This is a genomic window from Agrobacterium bohemicum (assembly GCF_001562555.1).
In the GTDB taxonomy this organism is placed as follows: domain Bacteria; phylum Pseudomonadota; class Alphaproteobacteria; order Rhizobiales; family Rhizobiaceae; genus Agrobacterium; species Agrobacterium bohemicum.
Map to the genome: position 1 here is coordinate 385,651 of NZ_KQ961026.1, position 16,422 is coordinate 402,072.

Consider the following 16,422-nt stretch of genomic DNA (forward strand, 5'->3'; position numbering starts at 1 on the left):
AATATTCGGTACGTTTCGATATGCCAACGCTCTATCTTGGCGTAAACGGCGCGAGGCAGCGATGGCGGAATTCGACATATTGGAACAACTGGTTTCGTTCTCATCGGTGGTGGGTCAACCCAATGCGGATATCGTGCACTGGATTGCCGATTATGCCCGAAGCCACGGAGCCGAGGTAACGACGGCGTTAGGCCCCGAGGGAGACCGCTCCAATCTCTTCGTGACAATCGGCCCGCGCGATATTTCCGGTGTCATACTGTCCGGCCATATGGACGTGGTTCCGGCAGGTGAATCGGATTGGGCATCTGGCCCCTTCTCAATTCGTGCGGATGGAGACAGGCTCTACGGGCGTGGCACCAGCGACATGAAAGGCTTTCTGGCCTGTGCACTTGCGGCCCTTCCAGACTTTACAAAAATGCCCCTGAAGCGGCCGGTCCATCTTGCCTTTTCCTATGATGAGGAGGCTGGCTGCAAGGGTGTGCCACATCTCATTAAACTCATCCCCACGCTCTGCGCTCTTCCAGATATGTGCATCGTTGGTGAACCAAGCGGTCTGCGCGCCATTCGAGCCCACAAAGGCAAAGCCGCAGCACGGATTACCGTCAAGGGACGGTCCGGCCACTCCTCGCGGCCTGATCAGGGTTTGAACGCCATCCATGCCATGATCGAGATATTGGCAAGTGCCGTGAATGCTGCAAGCGCGCTGACACAAGGCCCTTTCGATAGCAATTTCGAACCACCCTACTCCTCGCTTCAGGTCGGCAAGATCAGCGGTGGTCAAGCGGTCAACATCATCCCGGATCTCTGTGTTGCGGACATCGAGGCAAGGGCGATTGCCGGGGTTTCACCCGCAAGCCTGATTGAACCTCTGCGCTGGGCAAGCGAGGCATTGCGGGTTCACGGCTTTGAGACGACATTCGATATGTTGAGCGAATATCCGGCACTTTCGTTAGCCGTCGATGCGCCGCTGACGACCCTGATGCATGAGTTGACGGGCATCGAGCCGTTGGCGGCTGTGAGTTACGGGACAGAGGCCGGGCTCTATCAGGCGGCAGGCATCGACAGTATTATCTGCGGTCCCGGAGATATTGCCCGCGCGCACAAGGCAAACGAGTTCATAACCCGCGATGAGCTATCCGCCTGCCGCAGCATGCTGGTAAATCTGGGCAAGCGATTGAGCGCCTGAACCCGAAATAAGTGGGATATGCTGAGAACTATTACCGCTTCAGTTCATCCTGCCGTGGGAAACACGCCAGTTTCGACTGACACCAAAACGAGGGCTGGCACATGACATTTCTGTTCAATTCCGACGCAACACGGGCGAAAATATTCGCGGAGCTTTTTGCGCAGGAATTGCCAGACGTGCCGTTTGCCTCCGACCCAGCCTCTGCCGACCCGCAGAGTGTGCGTTATCTCATCACCTGGACGGCCCCTGCTGATCTTGCCCGATATGAGAACCTGGAAATCCTGTTTTCCATCGGTGCCGGTATCGACCAATTCGATGCTTCCGGGCTTCCCACCCATGTCAAACTGGTGCGCATGGTGGAAGACGGCATTATCAGAATGATGCAGGAATATGTGACGCTCGGCGTGCTGGCGCTTCACCGCCGCCTGCCCGACTATCTTTCGCAACAAAAGCGAGCGGAATGGAAGCCCCAGCCGGTCAAGCAGGCGCACGAACGTCGTGTCGGTGTGCTCGGCCTCGGCCATCTCGGCAAGGCTGTTCTGGAAAGGCTGAGACCCTTCGGTTTTCCTTTGTCCGGTTGGAGCCGCAGCGCCCACACTATCGACGGCGTGACCTGTCACTACGGCGCAGATCAGCTCGACGACTTTCTGGCAAACACCGATATTCTTATCTGCTTGCTGCCCCTGACTGACGAGACACGTGGCTTTCTGAATGCCACCCTTTTTGCGAAGCTACCGACCGGTGCAGCCCTCGTCCATGTGGGTCGCGGCCCCCAGCTCGATCAACTGGCTTTGATCGAAGCGCTCGACAGCGGTCATTTATCCGGGGCGGTGGTTGATGTGACTGACCCTGAACCACTGTCTGCCGAACATCCGCTCTGGCAACATCCGGGCGTCATCATCACGCCGCACATCGCCTCCGTTACCCAGCCGCAAACGGCAGCAATGGCTGTCATCGAAAATATTCGTCGTCACAAAAACGGACGTGATCCAATCGGCCTTATTGACCGCAGCCGCGGCTATTGAGGCATCCCAAAATGGTGCTGTGTATCGACACTATGGCACCGGCCAGCGGATTATGCCGCAACTGAGACGGCTCATTACACCGATCCATTTTGATCTCCAAACCGGAAAGCCTTAAGGACTATACGCTGGTGGGAGACATACGTGGATGCGGAATGCTTGCGGCCGTTGAACTGGTGACGGACAAGCAGAAGAAGACGCCCCTGCCCCCTGCCCTCCGATCCATCGCGCCGTATTTTCGAGCGTAGCTGCTTAACACTCGATCAGCTATGGATCGATCCGTAGGTAGGCGGGCGTTGCGGAACTCCTCGGCATGCAAGCATGGAACTGTATCTTGACGAGACGCTTTACGGAGTGGCATCGCAAAGGAGTTTCCAGATGGCATTCATCGAAGCAAAAGATGGCACGCAACTTCACGTAAAGGACATGGGGAAAGGCCGCCCCGTGATTTTGATCCATGGCTGGCCGCTAACCGGCGATATGTTCGAGTATCAGACAGTGGCACTGCTCGAGTCCGGGTTTCGCGTCATAACCTACGACCGTCGCGGGTTTGGCCAGTCCGGCCATCCGGCAGACGGATACAATTACGATGTGTTCGCCGATGACCTCGCCAGCGTGATAGAAGGTCTTGATCTTCAGGCCGTCTCGCTGGTGGGCTTTTCGATGGGGGGCGGCGAGATTGCCCGCTACCTGTCGCGCCATGGTGCCGACAGAATTTCCAAGGCAGTGCTCGTTGCCTCGGTCGTTCCTTATCTTCTCAAGGATGAGAGCAACCCTGACGGCGTCGATGCCAGCGTGTTCGAGGGTATAAAGAAAGATATCCGTAAGGACCGTTTCGCGTTTCTTCAAAGCTTTGCAAAGACGTTTTACGGCGTTGGTCTCGTCACCAGCCCTGTCAGTCAGGGCATCCTGGACTGGTCCTTCGTCCTGGGCGTAATGGCAAGCCCAAAAGCAACGATCGATTGTGTCGATGCTTTCGGAAAGACCGACTTCAGACCCGATCTGGCGGCGTTTACGATCCCGACGCTGGTTATCCATGGCACAGCGGATAAGACCGTACCGATCGACCCATCGGGCCGGGCCGCAGCGAAGGGCATCGCTGGTGCCAAATTTATCGAATATGACGGCGAGCCCCACGGGCTGTTCGCTACGGTTCCAGACCGGCTCAATCAGGACCTGATCGAGTTTCTGGCATAACACAACGGAAACAACCTGCTGCCCCTTACGTTAGGGGCAGCCTGGGGCAAAGCCACCGCGCTCAGCTTCGCTCGATCGAGGCGATCAGTCGGTGTATATAATCGGAAAAAACCTTCGCCATGTCGAACTCTTCAGGTGATCTGAGCCAGAGCATCTGAAGGCCGTCCATGATGCCGATTAGCTCCGCTGCGACGGATTGGGCGTTGGTTTCGGCTTTAAGTTCGCCTGCCGATATTCCCTTCTGCAGCGAAAAAACGAGGTTATCTCTCAGGTGACTGACGCGCGACGCGAACCATGAGCGTGCAGGGTGGTCTTCAGTCAGGCTTTCGGCGTTCAGGACTGCAAACGCCTGAACGACATGCGGAATGCTTTGGTTGGATTTGGTGACATCGATCAAACCCAGCAAAACCTTGCGCCAGTCCGCGTATTCCTCACCGATAGCAGATCCGCTCTCGATATCTCGCTTTTCGAGAATGGCGAGGAGCAAATCCACCTTCGTCGGAAAATAATGCAGAAGGCCCGGCAACGACAGACCGACATCGGTGGCAATGGCTGCAAAGGATGCGTTTTGATACCCGTCTTTCGCGAAATGCTGCATCGCTGCCGTCAGGATCGACTCCCGACGGATAACGCCCTTGGGAGATTTTCGCCGCCTGACCGGCGGCGTGTCCTTTGCGACAACCAACTTTTCTCCGTCGCCCATCGTGCTTCACCCCTTCAACCGGACCTGTCCCTTACCTGAAAGAGCATGAAAAGTAACCGTTCTGCCCTGAATGAAATTGGCATCTGAACGGCAACCAAGGCACAGAAAAAGTTGACTCCTCCATAATACCTATTAGTTAGTAGGTTTAATGCGGCGTTCGGTGGAGGATGCTGCGTGGAATACATTGAGGTGGAGGTTATCAAATATGAACCGCACCCGATGATCGGCGCGGCACGTCTTTCCCAAATCAACAAATCGGAGTCTCGCATGATCGAGAATATTCTGAACCACATGACCCTTGAAGAGCAGGTTTCATTGCTTTCCGGTGCCGATTTCTGGACGACCGTACCGGTTGAGCGCCTCGGCGTTCCCAAAATCAAGGTGACGGATGGTCCCAGCGGCGCACGTGGCGCAGGCTCGCTGGTTGCCGGCGTCAAGGCAACCTGCTTTCCTGTGGCGATCGCGCTGGGTGCCACCTGGAACCCCGATCTTGTCAAGCGCATGGGCGTCGCACTGGCTGGCCAAGCGAAAAGCAAGGGCGCGTCGGTTCTGCTGGCTCCCACCGTCAACATTCACCGTTCGGGCCTCAATGGCCGGAATTTCGAATGCTACTCCGAAGACCCGTTGCTGACGGCGGAGCTCGCCGTTGCTTATATCAAAGGTGTACAGAGCGGTGGCGTCGCGGCGACGATCAAGCATTTTGCTGGTAATGAATCCGAGATCGAACGCCAAACCATGTCGTCGGATATCGACGAGCGCAGCCTGCGCGAAATCTATCTCCTGCCTTTCGAACAGGCGGTGAAAAAGGCTGGCGTCATGGCGGTGATGTCATCCTACAATCGCCTAAACGGTACCTATACCAGCGAACATGAGTGGCTGTTGTCTCAGGTCCTGCGCAAAGAGTGGGGCTTTGATGGCATCGTGATGTCGGACTGGTTCGGCTCTCATTCTACGGCTGCGACGCTCAACGCCGGTCTTGACCTCGAGATGCCCGGCCCGACCCGTGACCGTGGTGAAAAGCTGGTTCAGGCTGTTCGTGATGGCGAGGTCAAAGCAGAAACCGTCCGCGAAGCAGCGCGCCGAATCCTTACCCTTCTGGAACGCGTCGGCGCATTCGAGGCCACTCCAGATCTCACCGAAATCTCTCTCGACCTTCCAGAAGATCGAGCCCTGATCCGTCAGATCGGTGCTGACGGTGCCGTTCTGTTGAGAAATGACGGCATTCTGCCGCTTGCGAAAACCACGCTGGACAGCATCGCCGTTCTTGGCCCCAATGCCGCTGAAGCCCGTGTTATGGGCGGCGGAAGCGCGCAAATCGCCGCGCATTACACCATCAGCCCGCTTCAGGGCATTCGTGCCGCGCTTTCCAATGCCAACAGCGTTCACCACGCTGCCGGATGCAGCAACAACCGCCTCGTCAATGTTTTCGCGGGTGATATGCATGTCGACTATTTCAAGGGTCGAGAGCTGAAAGGCGGCCCGGTTCACAGCGAGCCGGCTGAAAGAGGAGAGTTCTTCTGGTTCGATCTGCCCTCGGCAGAGCTTGATCCGGCAGACTTCTCGGCGCGCATCATTGCAAGCTTCGTACCCGCAGACAGTGGCGAGCACGTCTTCGGCATGACCAATGCGGGTCTTGCGAAACTCTATGTCGATGGCAAGCTGGTGGTAAACGGTTATGATGGCTGGGCGCCCGGCGACAACTATTTCGGCACGGCAAACAGCGAACAGCGACAGGCGGTGGAACTGGAGGCCAGACGCAGCTACACCATCACCATCGAATATTGCTCACCGGCTGATACCTCCGATGGCATTCACCTGACGGCCATTCGCTTTGGTGTCGAAAAACCGCTCGGCGATGCTGCAATCGAGGAAGCCGTCGCAAAGGCTGCTGCTTGCGATGTTGCGTTATTGTTCGTCGGTCGTGAAGGCCAGTGGGATACCGAAGGTCTCGATCTGCCCGATATGCGCCTCCCCGGTCGCCAAGAAGAACTGATCGAGAAGGTCGCCGCCGTCAACGCCAGGACCGTCGTCGTTCTCCAGACCGGTAGCCCGGTGGAAATGCCGTGGCTGGACAAGGTGCAAGCCGTTCTGCAAATATGGTATCCGGGTCAGGAACTGGGCAACGCCGTGGCTGATGTTCTATTTGGCGATGGGGAGCCCGGAGGTCGCCTGCCGCAGACCTTCCCGAAATCACTCTCGGACAATTCAGCCATCACCGACAATCCGCTGGTCTATCCCGGCCAGGATGGCCATGTGCGCTATGACGAAGGCGTCTTCGTCGGTTACCGCCACCACGATACAAGTGACATTGCGCCGTTGTTTCCATTCGGTTTCGGCCTTGGTTACACGCAGTTTGCCTGGGGTGAGGCAAAAGCGTCCTCAACGGTCATGGGTGAGGACGGCATCACGGTCACGCTTGATGTGACCAATACCGGTAAGCGTAAAGGCTCAGAGGTCGTACAGCTTTATGTCCGTGCGCTTGATGCCACAGTGTCCCGGCCTGAAAAGGAGCTGCGGGCTTTTGCAAAAATCGAACTCGAGGCCGGAAAGACCGTAACGGCGACATTGCGGGTGACACCACGTGATCTCAGCTTCTTCGACGTCGAAGCAAAGGCGTTCCGTTCGGACCCTGGCCAATATGAACTGGTGATTGCGGCAAATGCTTCTGACGTTAGAAGTCGCATCGCAATCGAAAATCCATCACTTTGGCTGGGCCGTGTTGACGATCCCTCCATTTGAGGGGGATCGTTTTATCGGCGTCTGACTGCAAACCAAGCACAAAGTCGATACTCTACGTCAGACAAACCGATCTTCAAATGCGTGCAGCGCCAATGGCCGTCCGAAATGATAGCCTTGAAAGGCGCTGCAACCGCAATCGAGCATGAATTGGAACTGCTCGTCGGTCTCGATGCCTTCGGCGAGAATTTCAAGGCCAAGGTCATGTCCCATTTGAGCGATGCTGCGCACTAAAAGCGCACCACGTTTGGTCGTGATGGCCCACACGAAACTGCGGTCGATCTTGAGCTGTTGAAGCGGGAGCTGGCGCAGATAGCTCAGGGACGAATATCCCGTTCCAAAATCGTCGAGTGCGATGCCTATCCCTCTGTCTTGCAAAGCCTTCATCTTCTTGACCAGCCCATCGACATCGGCCACGAACATTGTTTCCGTCAGTTCCAGCTGAAGACGGCGTGGCTCGATAGCCGAAGCCTCCAGTGCCGATGTCACATTCTCAAAAAAATCTTCCTTGAAGAACTGGTCAGGGCTGACATTGACGGAAAGGACCAGATCCTTGGTGTCCTCTCGCAAACTCCATGCAGACAAGGTTTCGACGGCAGTTCTTAAAACCCAGCCACCCAACTCCGGCATCAACCCCGCGCGTTCGGCGATGGGGATAAAATTATCGGGTGCGACATAACCCAGACGTGGATGCTTCCATCGCAGCAAAGCTTCTGCACCGATGAGACCGCCTGCTCCATCGACTTGCGGCTGGAAGAAAAGTTCGAATTGCTCCTTGGCAATGGCAGAGCGCAGTTCCCGTGCCAGCATACTGTCGGGACCCAATTTCCGCTGCAGCAGCAATACTGATCCACAAAGAAGAAGAGCCACTACCGCCGCATGTATCCAAGCGGTTATTGCCCTGACATCATCGGTCAGAGGCGTTGCAAAGCTAAACGCCATGGGCGTCGCAGAAAACAGGGTGAAACATGCGATAGCGACGAGGATAATCAGTAGTTGGAGACGACTGGGCGCGAGCTGATAGTTTACGAAACCAGCCAAAGCGATGATCAGCAGATATATGTGCGAAACCCGAGGAACGGCATCGTCATGAACATCGAACCACAGTGAAAACTGTAGAATAAAAGCGACGCACGCAACCTGAGCCAGCAGCATACCCGTTGAAAGATGTCCTTTTCTCGCCACCCACCAACAGGCCAATATGGCCACAAACAAAAGTGTAGAAGATATAAAAAGCACCTGGTTTTGCATCAACGCAAAAATCAGCGCCCACATCCCGCTTACAACGGCGCCGACAGGAAAAGCGACAAAACAGATGAATTGAAGATCACGTAAATGCAACTTTTGGGTGCCGCACTTACCAATATCGGAAAATCTGTTCAAAACTCGAACCCGCAAAATATGAAAGATATGATGCGGAATAAATGCCGTAGAACGGCTTAATTATCCTACAATATGTTCGCTTTACAAAAGCTTGCTCCGAACGCGAACTCGTGTGTCGTAAAACAACGTCGCCCTTACAACCCGATCCTCGATATGGCACACTATGACCTGACTCGGAGCTACGCTCAGGGCATATTATTAGCTTGCGAGGCGTTTTCTGTTTTGATTCAATGAAATCAAACGAAGAGATTTCGATGAAGGATTTAATGCCTCGTTAGGAGGCGCAGTGACCACGCCGGGTTTGCCGGAGGCCGTTTGGTTTACGTTATGTTGCCATGGGTGTCGTACCACGGCATGACAAGAGCAACAGCCTTGCCCTGCTTGGGGCAGATGGAGAAAAGATAGGCCGATCGGGTTCGCTGGCCGTGTGCCGCGGGTATACGAACCGGGGCTATTCAGGCACCCGATTATTGGGTTAAAGCTGGGCTAAAACTTAAAATAGTTTTTAGAAGCACAGAACCTTTTTATCGGTGGTGTTGAAACGGTTCCGCGTCGATCTTGCCGCCAAAGGACCCCGCACTGAAGAAACTTTCAGACGGCACGCATTTTGGGCCGTTAATGAACACATCGACGGGCTTCGTGCACGCATGGACAATTTGCCCACTCACACTCAAGCTCAAACACCTCGGCTGGATGAATCGATGATGGAAAATATGCTGAAGTTCAGCCTAGGTGTTAAAACGACCTCGGCCTCCCGAGGGAGGCCGCATAAAGTCTTGGTAGTCTTAGAATAATTTGGTTGCGGGGGCTTGAGCGCACGGAGACTTGTAAATTGTTCGCCTCAAGCCGAGCCTTGAAGGCAACAATTCGGCATTGCGGCGCCAATGAGCCACCTGTGCTCCGTATTTTGCAGTTTCCCGTTCCGGGCCGGAAACTGTCAGTCCGGTTCCCAAGAGGAATTCGATAAAGCAAACGTTTAGAACCTGTGTATGGCATACCGACCGGTTCAAAATATTATTGTCGAGCCACCGCCGTTTGTGCGCTATTACTAGCGAACCCGTTCGAGTCTGTTGCGGGATTTAATTGCTTAGGGGCGCGAGTTTTGCAGGTGACGCGGCATTTCAGACAAGTGCAAAGCGATGGTAGATCAACCGTGTATGCCGTTGTCAAGCAAGTGGAATCCGAATAGCCTGGCATAGGGGGCAAGTATGAATCAGAACAAACGGATCGCTGCGTTTGTGTAGTGGCGATATTCAATCACAGGAAGTCAACGTCCATGCTCGGCTAAATACGACAGCCAGCGGGGATCCCGGTGACGAGACCGAACGCAACTTCCGTTATCAACATCAATATGGCGTGGTGCTTCTTGCCGCTGTACGGCGTGGCACGTTCAACTACATCGCCCTCTACTGCGAACACCACGAAGACTTCTTGGCGGAGCGTCCGGATGGCCTCTTCGATGGCTACCAAATCAAGACATCCAGACCTGAGAATGGGGCCTGGACGCTCACCTCAGCCGCCCTCACGAAATCGATCGGGCGCTTCGTCGATCTCATGACAGCATTTCCCGGCCAGCTTGGGATGTTCGTGTTCGTGTCCAACTCCGACGTGGATTCCGTCACACTCGCCAGCACAGACGAAAAGCGTCGCGGCCGCTGCCCCGGCCTCATGCTGGAACACGTGAAATCATGCAGCGACGCCAACGCTATGCAACCGCCTTTTCGGAACACTTTCGACTCCTTGGCGGCGGAACTTGGCGCGGAGAACGCGCAGCTTTTCGAAGTGTTGGGGCGGCTCGAAATCGTTAAAGGCCCTTCGCGTGAAGACTTCGACGCGGCGCTCGCTCAAGAGCATATTGGCGGATTGGCCGAATGTGCACACCTAGCGCCAGGCCCCCTCCGCGAACTCTGCAACGACCTTGTCGCTAGGTTCCACCGCGCCGCATCGCTATTTGTGGTGGATCCGGATCGTCACCTTGCGAAAATTCCCTCGGGAACAACTGACGATCCAATCATCACGGCCAAGCGCATTGTGATTGCTGATGTGGCCCTAGTACCACGGTCAAAGGCTAGCGACACGTTCCGCTACCAGGGCCCGCCCACAATCAGCCTCGGTCAACCTCGACCCAAGCGCATCTTGGAACAGAAGCTCGAGCGCGGCGGCGTCGGCGCACTGACCGACTATATGAAGGCGCGCGAGCAAGCGGCTGAGTACCACTTTCTGGAGGAGCAGGCAAAGGACCCCCTATGGGCGGCTCGCCACCTTCGACAAGTCGAGGAGGCTGTTCACGGCGAATGCCTCGAATCATACATGGCGCGTCATACCCCTGAAGCGCCTTTTGGGCAGGCTATGTTTAACGACGTGTCGGCCCGTCTACGGACTTTGGAGACTCAGCGGAAAGATCTGCTTGGGGGAGCGCCCTATGAACTGCTGATGGGCACCGCAGCGTTGCTGACCGACGATTGCCGCGTGTGGTGGAGCGACCGCTTTCAGATCGAAGGTGGCGAAGAATGAGCCTCTCTGTACTCAAGGCCGCAGCCGACGCTGAAAACGCCGACGGCCTACACCTCGCCCGCCTACTGGTGCTGCTACGAAGCGCCGACAAGCGCGGCAAAAGCGCCCCAAAGCCAGTGGAAGGCATAACAAAGCTTGCCAAGCTAGACTTCCTGCTTCGCTACCCGGTCTATCTGGAACGGGCGTTGGTGGCGCTCAACAAGTCGCCAGCCGACGCAGCGGTGCTGCCGCGGGAACGAACGACCGTCGAGACCAAGATGATCCGGTTCCGCTACGGCCCGTGGGACGGCCGTTATCGGCGCTGGCTCAGCCTCTTGTCCTCTCGCGGCCTCATCACCCTGTCGCTCAGCGGACGCAAGATCGAAATCGGCTTGACTGAACGCGGTCGCACACTGGCCGATGAGCTAGCCACCCGTCCAGCATTCGAGGACTTTGCGAAAAGAGGCGCCCTCGTGATAAGAGCCGTCGGCGCCATGTCTGCCACGAAGCTTAAAGACTTTGTCTACGAAATTGTCCCGGAGATCACGGGCATGAAATGGGGCGCTGAGATCGGCGCCAGCAACCCCGAGGCGGAGACCTTCGCCACCAGCGGAGAGCCCCAATGAAGTTTAATTTGCTGTCTCTACATCTATCGCTGCGGCGGGCCGACGAACAGATCGAGTTCTCAAAGCTCAGCTACTTCTGGGGTCAGATGGGCGCGGGCAAGTCGAGCATTGCCCGGCTGGTTGACTACTGTCTCGGCGGCACGATTCAGTTGTCGCCCGCGCTGCAGGCCGAATTCGTCTCGGCGACGCTGACCGTTGAACTTGAACGGGCCACGGTCAGTATCGAGCGGGCCCGGGACGCCGCCGACGTCTTTGCCTCGTGGGAGGACGGGGAGGGTCGCTATTCGATTGTCATCCCTGCCCGTGTGCCTGCGGGCGAGGTTATACCTGAGACGGGGGTCGAAACATTGTCGGACTTGGTTTTCTGGCTCTCGGAGATCAATCCGCCGCGGGTTCGCAAAAGCAAGGCTAAGGCAGACAGCAAGATCGTGCGGTTATCACTGCGCGACCTGCTTTGGTACTGCTACCTCGATCAGGACCATATCGACAGTTCGTTCTTCTACCTCGAGGAATCGGCTGAGTTTTATATGCGACTCAAAAGTCGCGACGTGATCCGCTATGTCATCGGCTACCACGACGAACGGGTCGCCGATCTAGAATCGGAACTGGACCAACTCCGAGCGAACAGGACCGCACGCGTTGCGTCGATCGATAGCCTGTCCAAGGCGTTAGCGGAGGTCGGGATTGAGTCTGAGGCGCAAGTGGCAGAGCGCGCGTCGGGGCTTCGAGCCTCGATCGTCAAAGTGAACGCCAAACTGGAAGTGCTGCGCAAGGGGCGCCGCGAAGAGCAGACCATTCATGCCATTGACGAACTGGCGAGGAGGGCTAGGAGCCTGGGTTCTGATATCGCCAAGCTCGACCTTGACGCTGAGGAACTCCGCGCCATGCAGGACCGGCACGTGCGGCATCGCAACGAAATTGACATGCTGAGCCTGAAATTCAGACGCTCCGCGGAGGCCCGCGAAATCCTCGGAGACGTGGCCTTCAGCGCCTGCCCTCGATGCACCCAAGCTTTACCGACCCGCCTGACGCAATGCTGCGACGTGTGCGGCCAGGAGGATCTGGCCGACCTAGCCGATCCCGCCGAGGTCTCGGCGCTTGAGGCTGACATCGCCAGCCGACGCGCCGAACTGCAAGAAGCTATCGCCGCGATCGACAACAATCTGGCCAAGACGCAGGCGCAGCGGTCGGACTTGCTGCAGACCAAGGAAAAGGCCGAAGCCGACATCAATCGCGCCCTCGCCGAGCAGGACTCCGCCTTCCTGTCAATGAGCCTGCTGAAAGAACGAGAGCGCGCGGCGCTGGAGGCAGAGTTGGCCAGCATCGCTTGGCTACTACGCCTACCGCTCTTGCTGCAGCAGCAGCGCGAGGCTCTCGCGCAAATCGTTGCGCTGGAACAGGCGAAGCGCGAGGTGCTCAAAGAGGCACGCACCAAAGCGGAGGCGGACCGTACAAGTCTCGATCGTTTCGCAGGCTATTTCCTGGACTGTTTATCCCTATCTGGAGTGCCGGGCATCCACCGCACCGATCATGTGGAGCTGGATCCGCCCGACTTCTACCCCTCGATCCTCAGTGCCGACCCACGCGACCTCACGCGTTCGACCTTCACCTCGCTCAGCAGCGGTGGAAAGAAGACCCTTTTTAAATGTTGCTTCGCGATCGCCCTGCACCGCATCGCGGCACAGCTTCACGCACCATTGCCCAATATGCTGATAATCGACTCCCCGATGAAGAATATAAGTGAGAGGGAGAACAGGGCGCAGTTCGAAGGGTTCTATCGTATGCTCTACCAACTGAACGCCGGAGAACTTCGGCAGACCCAGTTTATCTTGATAGACAAGGAGTTCTTCCCGCCACCCGACGATCTCGTGGCGGGCGTCACGAACCGACACATGCAGCCGGATAGTGACGAGCATCAGCCACTGATCCGCTACTACCGAGGCAAATAGCAGAATAGAATCGGAATGCTTGTAGTCTACCATGGCTCCCGATCAACGATCTTTTCAAGCCCGCGCTTCTCGACGAGTTTCTGTTTAATCTGATCTAAAAGACGCTTGAAACCGGCTTTGCCCTGCACTGAGACTTCGAGTTGCTCGCCGTAGATCTCTAACCAGACATCTCGCAATGCATTCACGGCGTTCCAATAAATTTGGCCCCCAAGCTTAGCGCCCCAGGGGGGATACCCGTATTCTTCATCCCTCATAACCAATCTCCTATCGCGATCATATGAACAGCTTCTCGCAGTTTTTTCGACATAATTCGTGCGTGTGCAGTTTTTTGATTGATGATTTATGCGGTCGCAGTTATTATGTATCGAAAGATGTCCTGGCAGTTATTATGGCCCAATTTTAGCATGACCGTAATTCTCACCGCATGCACGATGCGCAAGCGTTTTTCCCCAGATGTATTGCTCAATGCGAGAGCAATCACTGCAGGAACGACGCGTTCAGTACCTGCTCGGGTATACCGGAGAGTGGCGCTGGTTGCGTGATCAGCCAACGCTCGCGGCTTACTTGAAGGCTCGCACTGGCAAAGAGCGCGATCATCCTTGCGTGCTTTCGATCAGCAATTACTACGCCGCGGTAAGCGGTGGCGTTTTCTGCGACATCTCCAGCCGCGGCATCGTTGTCGATATCGACGATGCAGAAGGCCGCCGCAAGAAAGTGCACCGTGTCTTCGTCGTGACGACACGCATTGCACCCTCGCCGATCGCTTCAAGAAAGCCGGTGCGCAAGGCTAGTCCAAGGGGCAAACTGGATCAGCTTTTCCGTAAAGCGATCAAGGCTGAGACAGGAGCGATCCGCGTCAAGATCACTCCCAATGAGGTCTTCATTACATTGTCTGAGCAGGCTGGCTGGCAGTGGATCGGCGCGCGCGACAGTGTCGAGGACTCGATCTTGAGGCCACATCCCGACTGCCGTCTACGCGGCGACACGGACGAAGCCGCGACCTACCGTAAAGCGATGGGCGAGTAGCTGCGCGCTAGCAGGTGTCGTTGCGGCAATAATTGCCGCGACCTTTTGCTCTGCCGCCCGGCCATGATGGCTTAGCGGCTTGCCCGGGCTCCCAAGCGGCCCGTGCCAGGCTACCATGTGCCCAATTCGTCACCTCGCGGTCGAGCAGACCGCACCAGACTGGCCGGCCACATCGGCCAGTCTCCACAATCACAGTATTGAAGATGGAATTCAGCACATGACCAAGAACGTTCTGTTCTACGCCCGCTACTCCACCGACCGCCAGAATGAGGTTTCGATCGAGACCCAGACGGAACTCGGCAAGACGTTTGTTGCCGACAGGGACTGGAAGCTGGTCGCGACCTACTCCGACTCCGCGATCAGCGGGACGACATTCACCTCTCGCCCTGGCATCCAGCAGCTCTTGGCGCACGTGAAGCGCGAACGTATCGATGTCGTGCTCTGCGTCAATGTCGATCGTCTGTCGCGCGATGTCGAGCACACCTCGAAGATCCTGAAGGATCTGAACTACCACGACTGCGCCATCTGGACTGTCGAGGCCGGCCGGGCGGTCACAGATATGGAGTTGCACATGCGCTCCACGATGAGCCATGAGCTCGTCGAGCAGGGTCGGACACGCACACGAGAAGGTATGAAGACAGCAGTACGCAAGGGGAAGGCAACCACTTGCCTCTCCTACGGCTACAAGCTCTCCCAGCAGCGCGATGAGAATGGTGACCGCATCAAGGGGCTGAGGGAGATCGATCCGGTCAAGGCCGAGATCGTGCGGGGGATCTTCAAAGACTATGTCGATGGCGTCTCACCGGCAGCCATCGCACAGAAGCTGAATGACTTGCAGATCCCGGGCGCACGTACCAAATACTGGCGTGATACCACCATCCGGGGCAGCGTCACTGACGGGAACGGCATCCTGAACAACGTTCTCTACGTCGGGAAAGTCGTCTGGAACAAACAGAAGTTCCGCAAGGACCCGACGACAGAACGGCGAACCTCTCGTGCGAACGACATGGACGAATGGGAGTTCATGGACAAACCTGAGCTGCGCATTGTTTCGGATGAGCTGTGGGAACGGGCGAAGCAACGCCAGGCCGAAAGCCGGGAAGAGTTCGACAGGCACTCTGCAAACCGTCTCAACGCGACGCACCGTCCGGAATATCTTCTCAGCCGGATGCTCCAATGTGCCGAGTGCGGCGGCCCCTACGCAATCAGCGGAAAGGATCGCTATAGCTGCACCAACCGCAAGAAGCGCCTGCCGATTGATGAGCTTGACGGTGAATGCTGCACCAACAGCAAGACGATCACCCGCCATGAACTGGAAGAGCGCGTCCTCAACTGCCTTCCGGTCGCGTTTTACTCGATCGAGACATTCGACCGGATTTCGCAGAAGATGATCGCCCAAGAGGTGACCAAGCTGAAGAGCGTCCCCTCCCGCAAAGATCAGATTGCGACAGAGCTTGCAAAAATCAAATCGACACAGGCAGGTCTGATGCAACAGATCCAGGACCGGCATGCCGAAGGCCGACCGCGTCTTGCCATCCTCGACGACCAACTGGATGGCCTGGAAGTCACGCGTGAGCAGCTTGCCTTGGAGCTTGCCGCTACCGAAGCGCCGACGGAGGATTTTCAGGAAAAAATTGCGAAGCTGAAGCATTAGTTCAATCCTAATAATGTCGAGGTTGCCATCCGCAAGCTGCTATTCCTTGCCCGTAACAATGCCGACGAAGATGCCAAGCAGCGTCTGATGCCGATCGTTTGGGATCTCATCCAGACCGTGGTGATCGGCAAGACACCGGGGCATCAGCCAGCGAGCCTGCAGGTGCATGGCGACATTGCCACCATCATGGCATCCATGGAGGTTCTGGATCTCATGGAGCAGCAGTTCCTTGCCGCGGCAGGCAACGATCTGATGGCGCGGATTGTGTCCGGCGAGATCGACACGGAGGCCAAACGCAAAAAGCTCCTCGACCAGTATGGTGAGGAGCTTGAACGTAAATATTCTGAATGGGAGAATTTACAAGTTTCAGTGGTTGCGGGGGCAGGATTTGAACCTGCGGCCTTCAGGTTATGAGCCTGACGAGCTACCGGGCTGCTCCACCCCGCG

Annotated in this window: 12 protein-coding genes, 1 tRNA gene and 1 pseudogene; 10 read left to right on the forward strand and 4 right to left on the reverse strand. The window is 56.5% G+C overall.

The window, feature by feature from the left end:
- Positions 1–61: 61 nt before the first annotated feature.
- The 4 genes and pseudogenes from argE (at position 62) to ATO67_RS09170 (ending at position 3,405) form a co-directional block, all read left to right on the forward strand.
- The gene (argE, locus tag ATO67_RS09160) at positions 62–1,186 is read left to right on the forward strand and encodes an acetylornithine deacetylase (RefSeq protein ID WP_067647222.1); all 1,125 of its coding nucleotides are present in this window, start codon (positions 62–64) and stop codon (positions 1,184–1,186) included.
- 101 nt (positions 1,187–1,287) lie between these two features.
- A complete protein-coding gene (locus ATO67_RS09165) occupies positions 1,288–2,211 on the forward strand; it encodes a 2-hydroxyacid dehydrogenase (RefSeq protein ID WP_067647225.1) in 924 nt (307 codons plus the stop codon).
- A gap of 104 nt (positions 2,212–2,315) precedes the next feature.
- Positions 2,316–2,457, forward strand: a pseudogene (locus ATO67_RS23455) (aspartate aminotransferase family protein); the annotation flags it as partial.
- Between the two features lie 129 nt (positions 2,458–2,586).
- Positions 2,587–3,405: an alpha/beta fold hydrolase gene (locus ATO67_RS09170; RefSeq protein ID WP_067647368.1), complete on the forward strand. Its 819-nt coding sequence runs from the start codon at positions 2,587–2,589 to the stop codon at positions 3,403–3,405.
- Positions 3,406–3,466: 61 nt separating this feature from the next.
- On the opposite strand, the gene ATO67_RS09175 is transcribed toward ATO67_RS09170, so the two are convergent.
- Positions 3,467–4,108, reverse strand: coding sequence for a TetR/AcrR family transcriptional regulator (locus ATO67_RS09175; RefSeq protein ID WP_067647228.1), 642 nt, complete (start codon positions 4,106–4,108; stop codon positions 3,467–3,469).
- 267 nt (positions 4,109–4,375) lie between these two features.
- On the opposite strand from ATO67_RS09175, the gene ATO67_RS09180 reads away from it, so the two are divergent.
- The gene (locus tag ATO67_RS09180; RefSeq protein WP_067647371.1) at positions 4,376–6,847 is read left to right on the forward strand and encodes a glycoside hydrolase family 3 C-terminal domain-containing protein; all 2,472 of its coding nucleotides are present in this window, start codon (positions 4,376–4,378) and stop codon (positions 6,845–6,847) included.
- A 57-nt stretch (positions 6,848–6,904) separates the two neighbouring features.
- Here the strand turns inward: ATO67_RS09180 and ATO67_RS09185 are convergent, their stop codons facing one another.
- Positions 6,905–8,227, reverse strand: coding sequence for a putative bifunctional diguanylate cyclase/phosphodiesterase (locus ATO67_RS09185; RefSeq protein WP_158667347.1), 1,323 nt, complete (start codon positions 8,225–8,227; stop codon positions 6,905–6,907).
- 1,236 nt (positions 8,228–9,463) lie between these two features.
- Between ATO67_RS09185 and ATO67_RS09190 the strand changes: the two genes are divergently transcribed.
- From ATO67_RS09190 to ATO67_RS09200, 3 genes are read left to right on the forward strand one after another with little or no spacing between them, the layout of a single operon-like run.
- Positions 9,464–10,741 carry a dsDNA nuclease domain-containing protein gene (locus ATO67_RS09190; protein ID WP_067647234.1) on the forward strand — a complete coding sequence of 426 codons (1,278 nt, stop codon included), beginning with the start codon at positions 9,464–9,466 and terminating at the stop codon, positions 10,739–10,741.
- Positions 10,738–11,346 carry a hypothetical protein gene (locus tag ATO67_RS09195; protein WP_067647237.1) on the forward strand — a complete coding sequence of 203 codons (609 nt, stop codon included), beginning with the start codon at positions 10,738–10,740 and terminating at the stop codon, positions 11,344–11,346. The genes ATO67_RS09190 and ATO67_RS09195 overlap by 4 nt, the downstream gene beginning before the upstream one ends.
- Positions 11,343–13,295: an ATP-binding protein gene (locus ATO67_RS09200; protein ID WP_067647239.1), complete on the forward strand. Its 1,953-nt coding sequence runs from the start codon at positions 11,343–11,345 to the stop codon at positions 13,293–13,295. Before ATO67_RS09195 ends, ATO67_RS09200 begins: the two co-directional genes overlap by 4 nt.
- Positions 13,296–13,321: 26 nt before the next feature.
- Here ATO67_RS09200 and ATO67_RS09205 read toward each other — a convergent pair whose 3' ends face one another.
- Complete coding sequence (locus tag ATO67_RS09205) at positions 13,322–13,549, reverse strand: hypothetical protein (RefSeq protein WP_067647242.1); 228 nt, start codon at positions 13,547–13,549, stop codon at positions 13,322–13,324.
- Positions 13,550–13,829: 280 nt separating this feature from the next.
- On the opposite strand from ATO67_RS09205, the gene ATO67_RS09210 reads away from it, so the two are divergent.
- Both ATO67_RS09210 and ATO67_RS09215 read left to right on the forward strand, forming a co-directional pair.
- Complete coding sequence (locus ATO67_RS09210; RefSeq protein WP_067647244.1) at positions 13,830–14,321, forward strand: hypothetical protein; 492 nt, start codon at positions 13,830–13,832, stop codon at positions 14,319–14,321.
- Positions 14,322–14,538: 217 nt separating this feature from the next.
- Entirely contained in the window at positions 14,539–15,975 is a 1,437-nt protein-coding gene (locus tag ATO67_RS09215; protein ID WP_067647247.1) for a recombinase family protein, read from the forward strand.
- A gap of 370 nt (positions 15,976–16,345) precedes the next feature.
- On the opposite strand, the gene ATO67_RS09220 is transcribed toward ATO67_RS09215, so the two are convergent.
- Positions 16,346–16,422 (reverse strand) — tRNA-Met (locus ATO67_RS09220).

Bases quoted from the DNA above. Each gene is read 5' to 3' on its own strand.
- argE (WP_067647222.1), top strand. From the start codon at position 62: ATGGCGGAATTCGACATATTGGAACAACTGGTTTCGTTCTCATCGGTG.
- ATO67_RS09165 (WP_067647225.1), top strand. From the start codon at position 1,288: ATGACATTTCTGTTCAATTCCGACGCAACACGGGCGAAAATATTCGCG.
- ATO67_RS09170 (WP_067647368.1), top strand. From the start codon at position 2,587: ATGGCATTCATCGAAGCAAAAGATGGCACGCAACTTCACGTAAAGGAC.
- ATO67_RS09175 (WP_067647228.1), bottom strand. From the start codon at position 4,108: ATGGGCGACGGAGAAAAGTTGGTTGTCGCAAAGGACACGCCGCCGGTC.
- ATO67_RS09180 (WP_067647371.1), top strand. From the start codon at position 4,376: ATGATCGAGAATATTCTGAACCACATGACCCTTGAAGAGCAGGTTTCA.
- ATO67_RS09195 (WP_067647237.1), top strand. From the start codon at position 10,738: ATGAGCCTCTCTGTACTCAAGGCCGCAGCCGACGCTGAAAACGCCGAC.
- ATO67_RS09200 (WP_067647239.1), top strand. From the start codon at position 11,343: ATGAAGTTTAATTTGCTGTCTCTACATCTATCGCTGCGGCGGGCCGAC.
- ATO67_RS09205 (WP_067647242.1), bottom strand. From the start codon at position 13,549: ATGAGGGATGAAGAATACGGGTATCCCCCCTGGGGCGCTAAGCTTGGG.
- ATO67_RS09215 (WP_067647247.1), top strand. From the start codon at position 14,539: ATGACCAAGAACGTTCTGTTCTACGCCCGCTACTCCACCGACCGCCAG.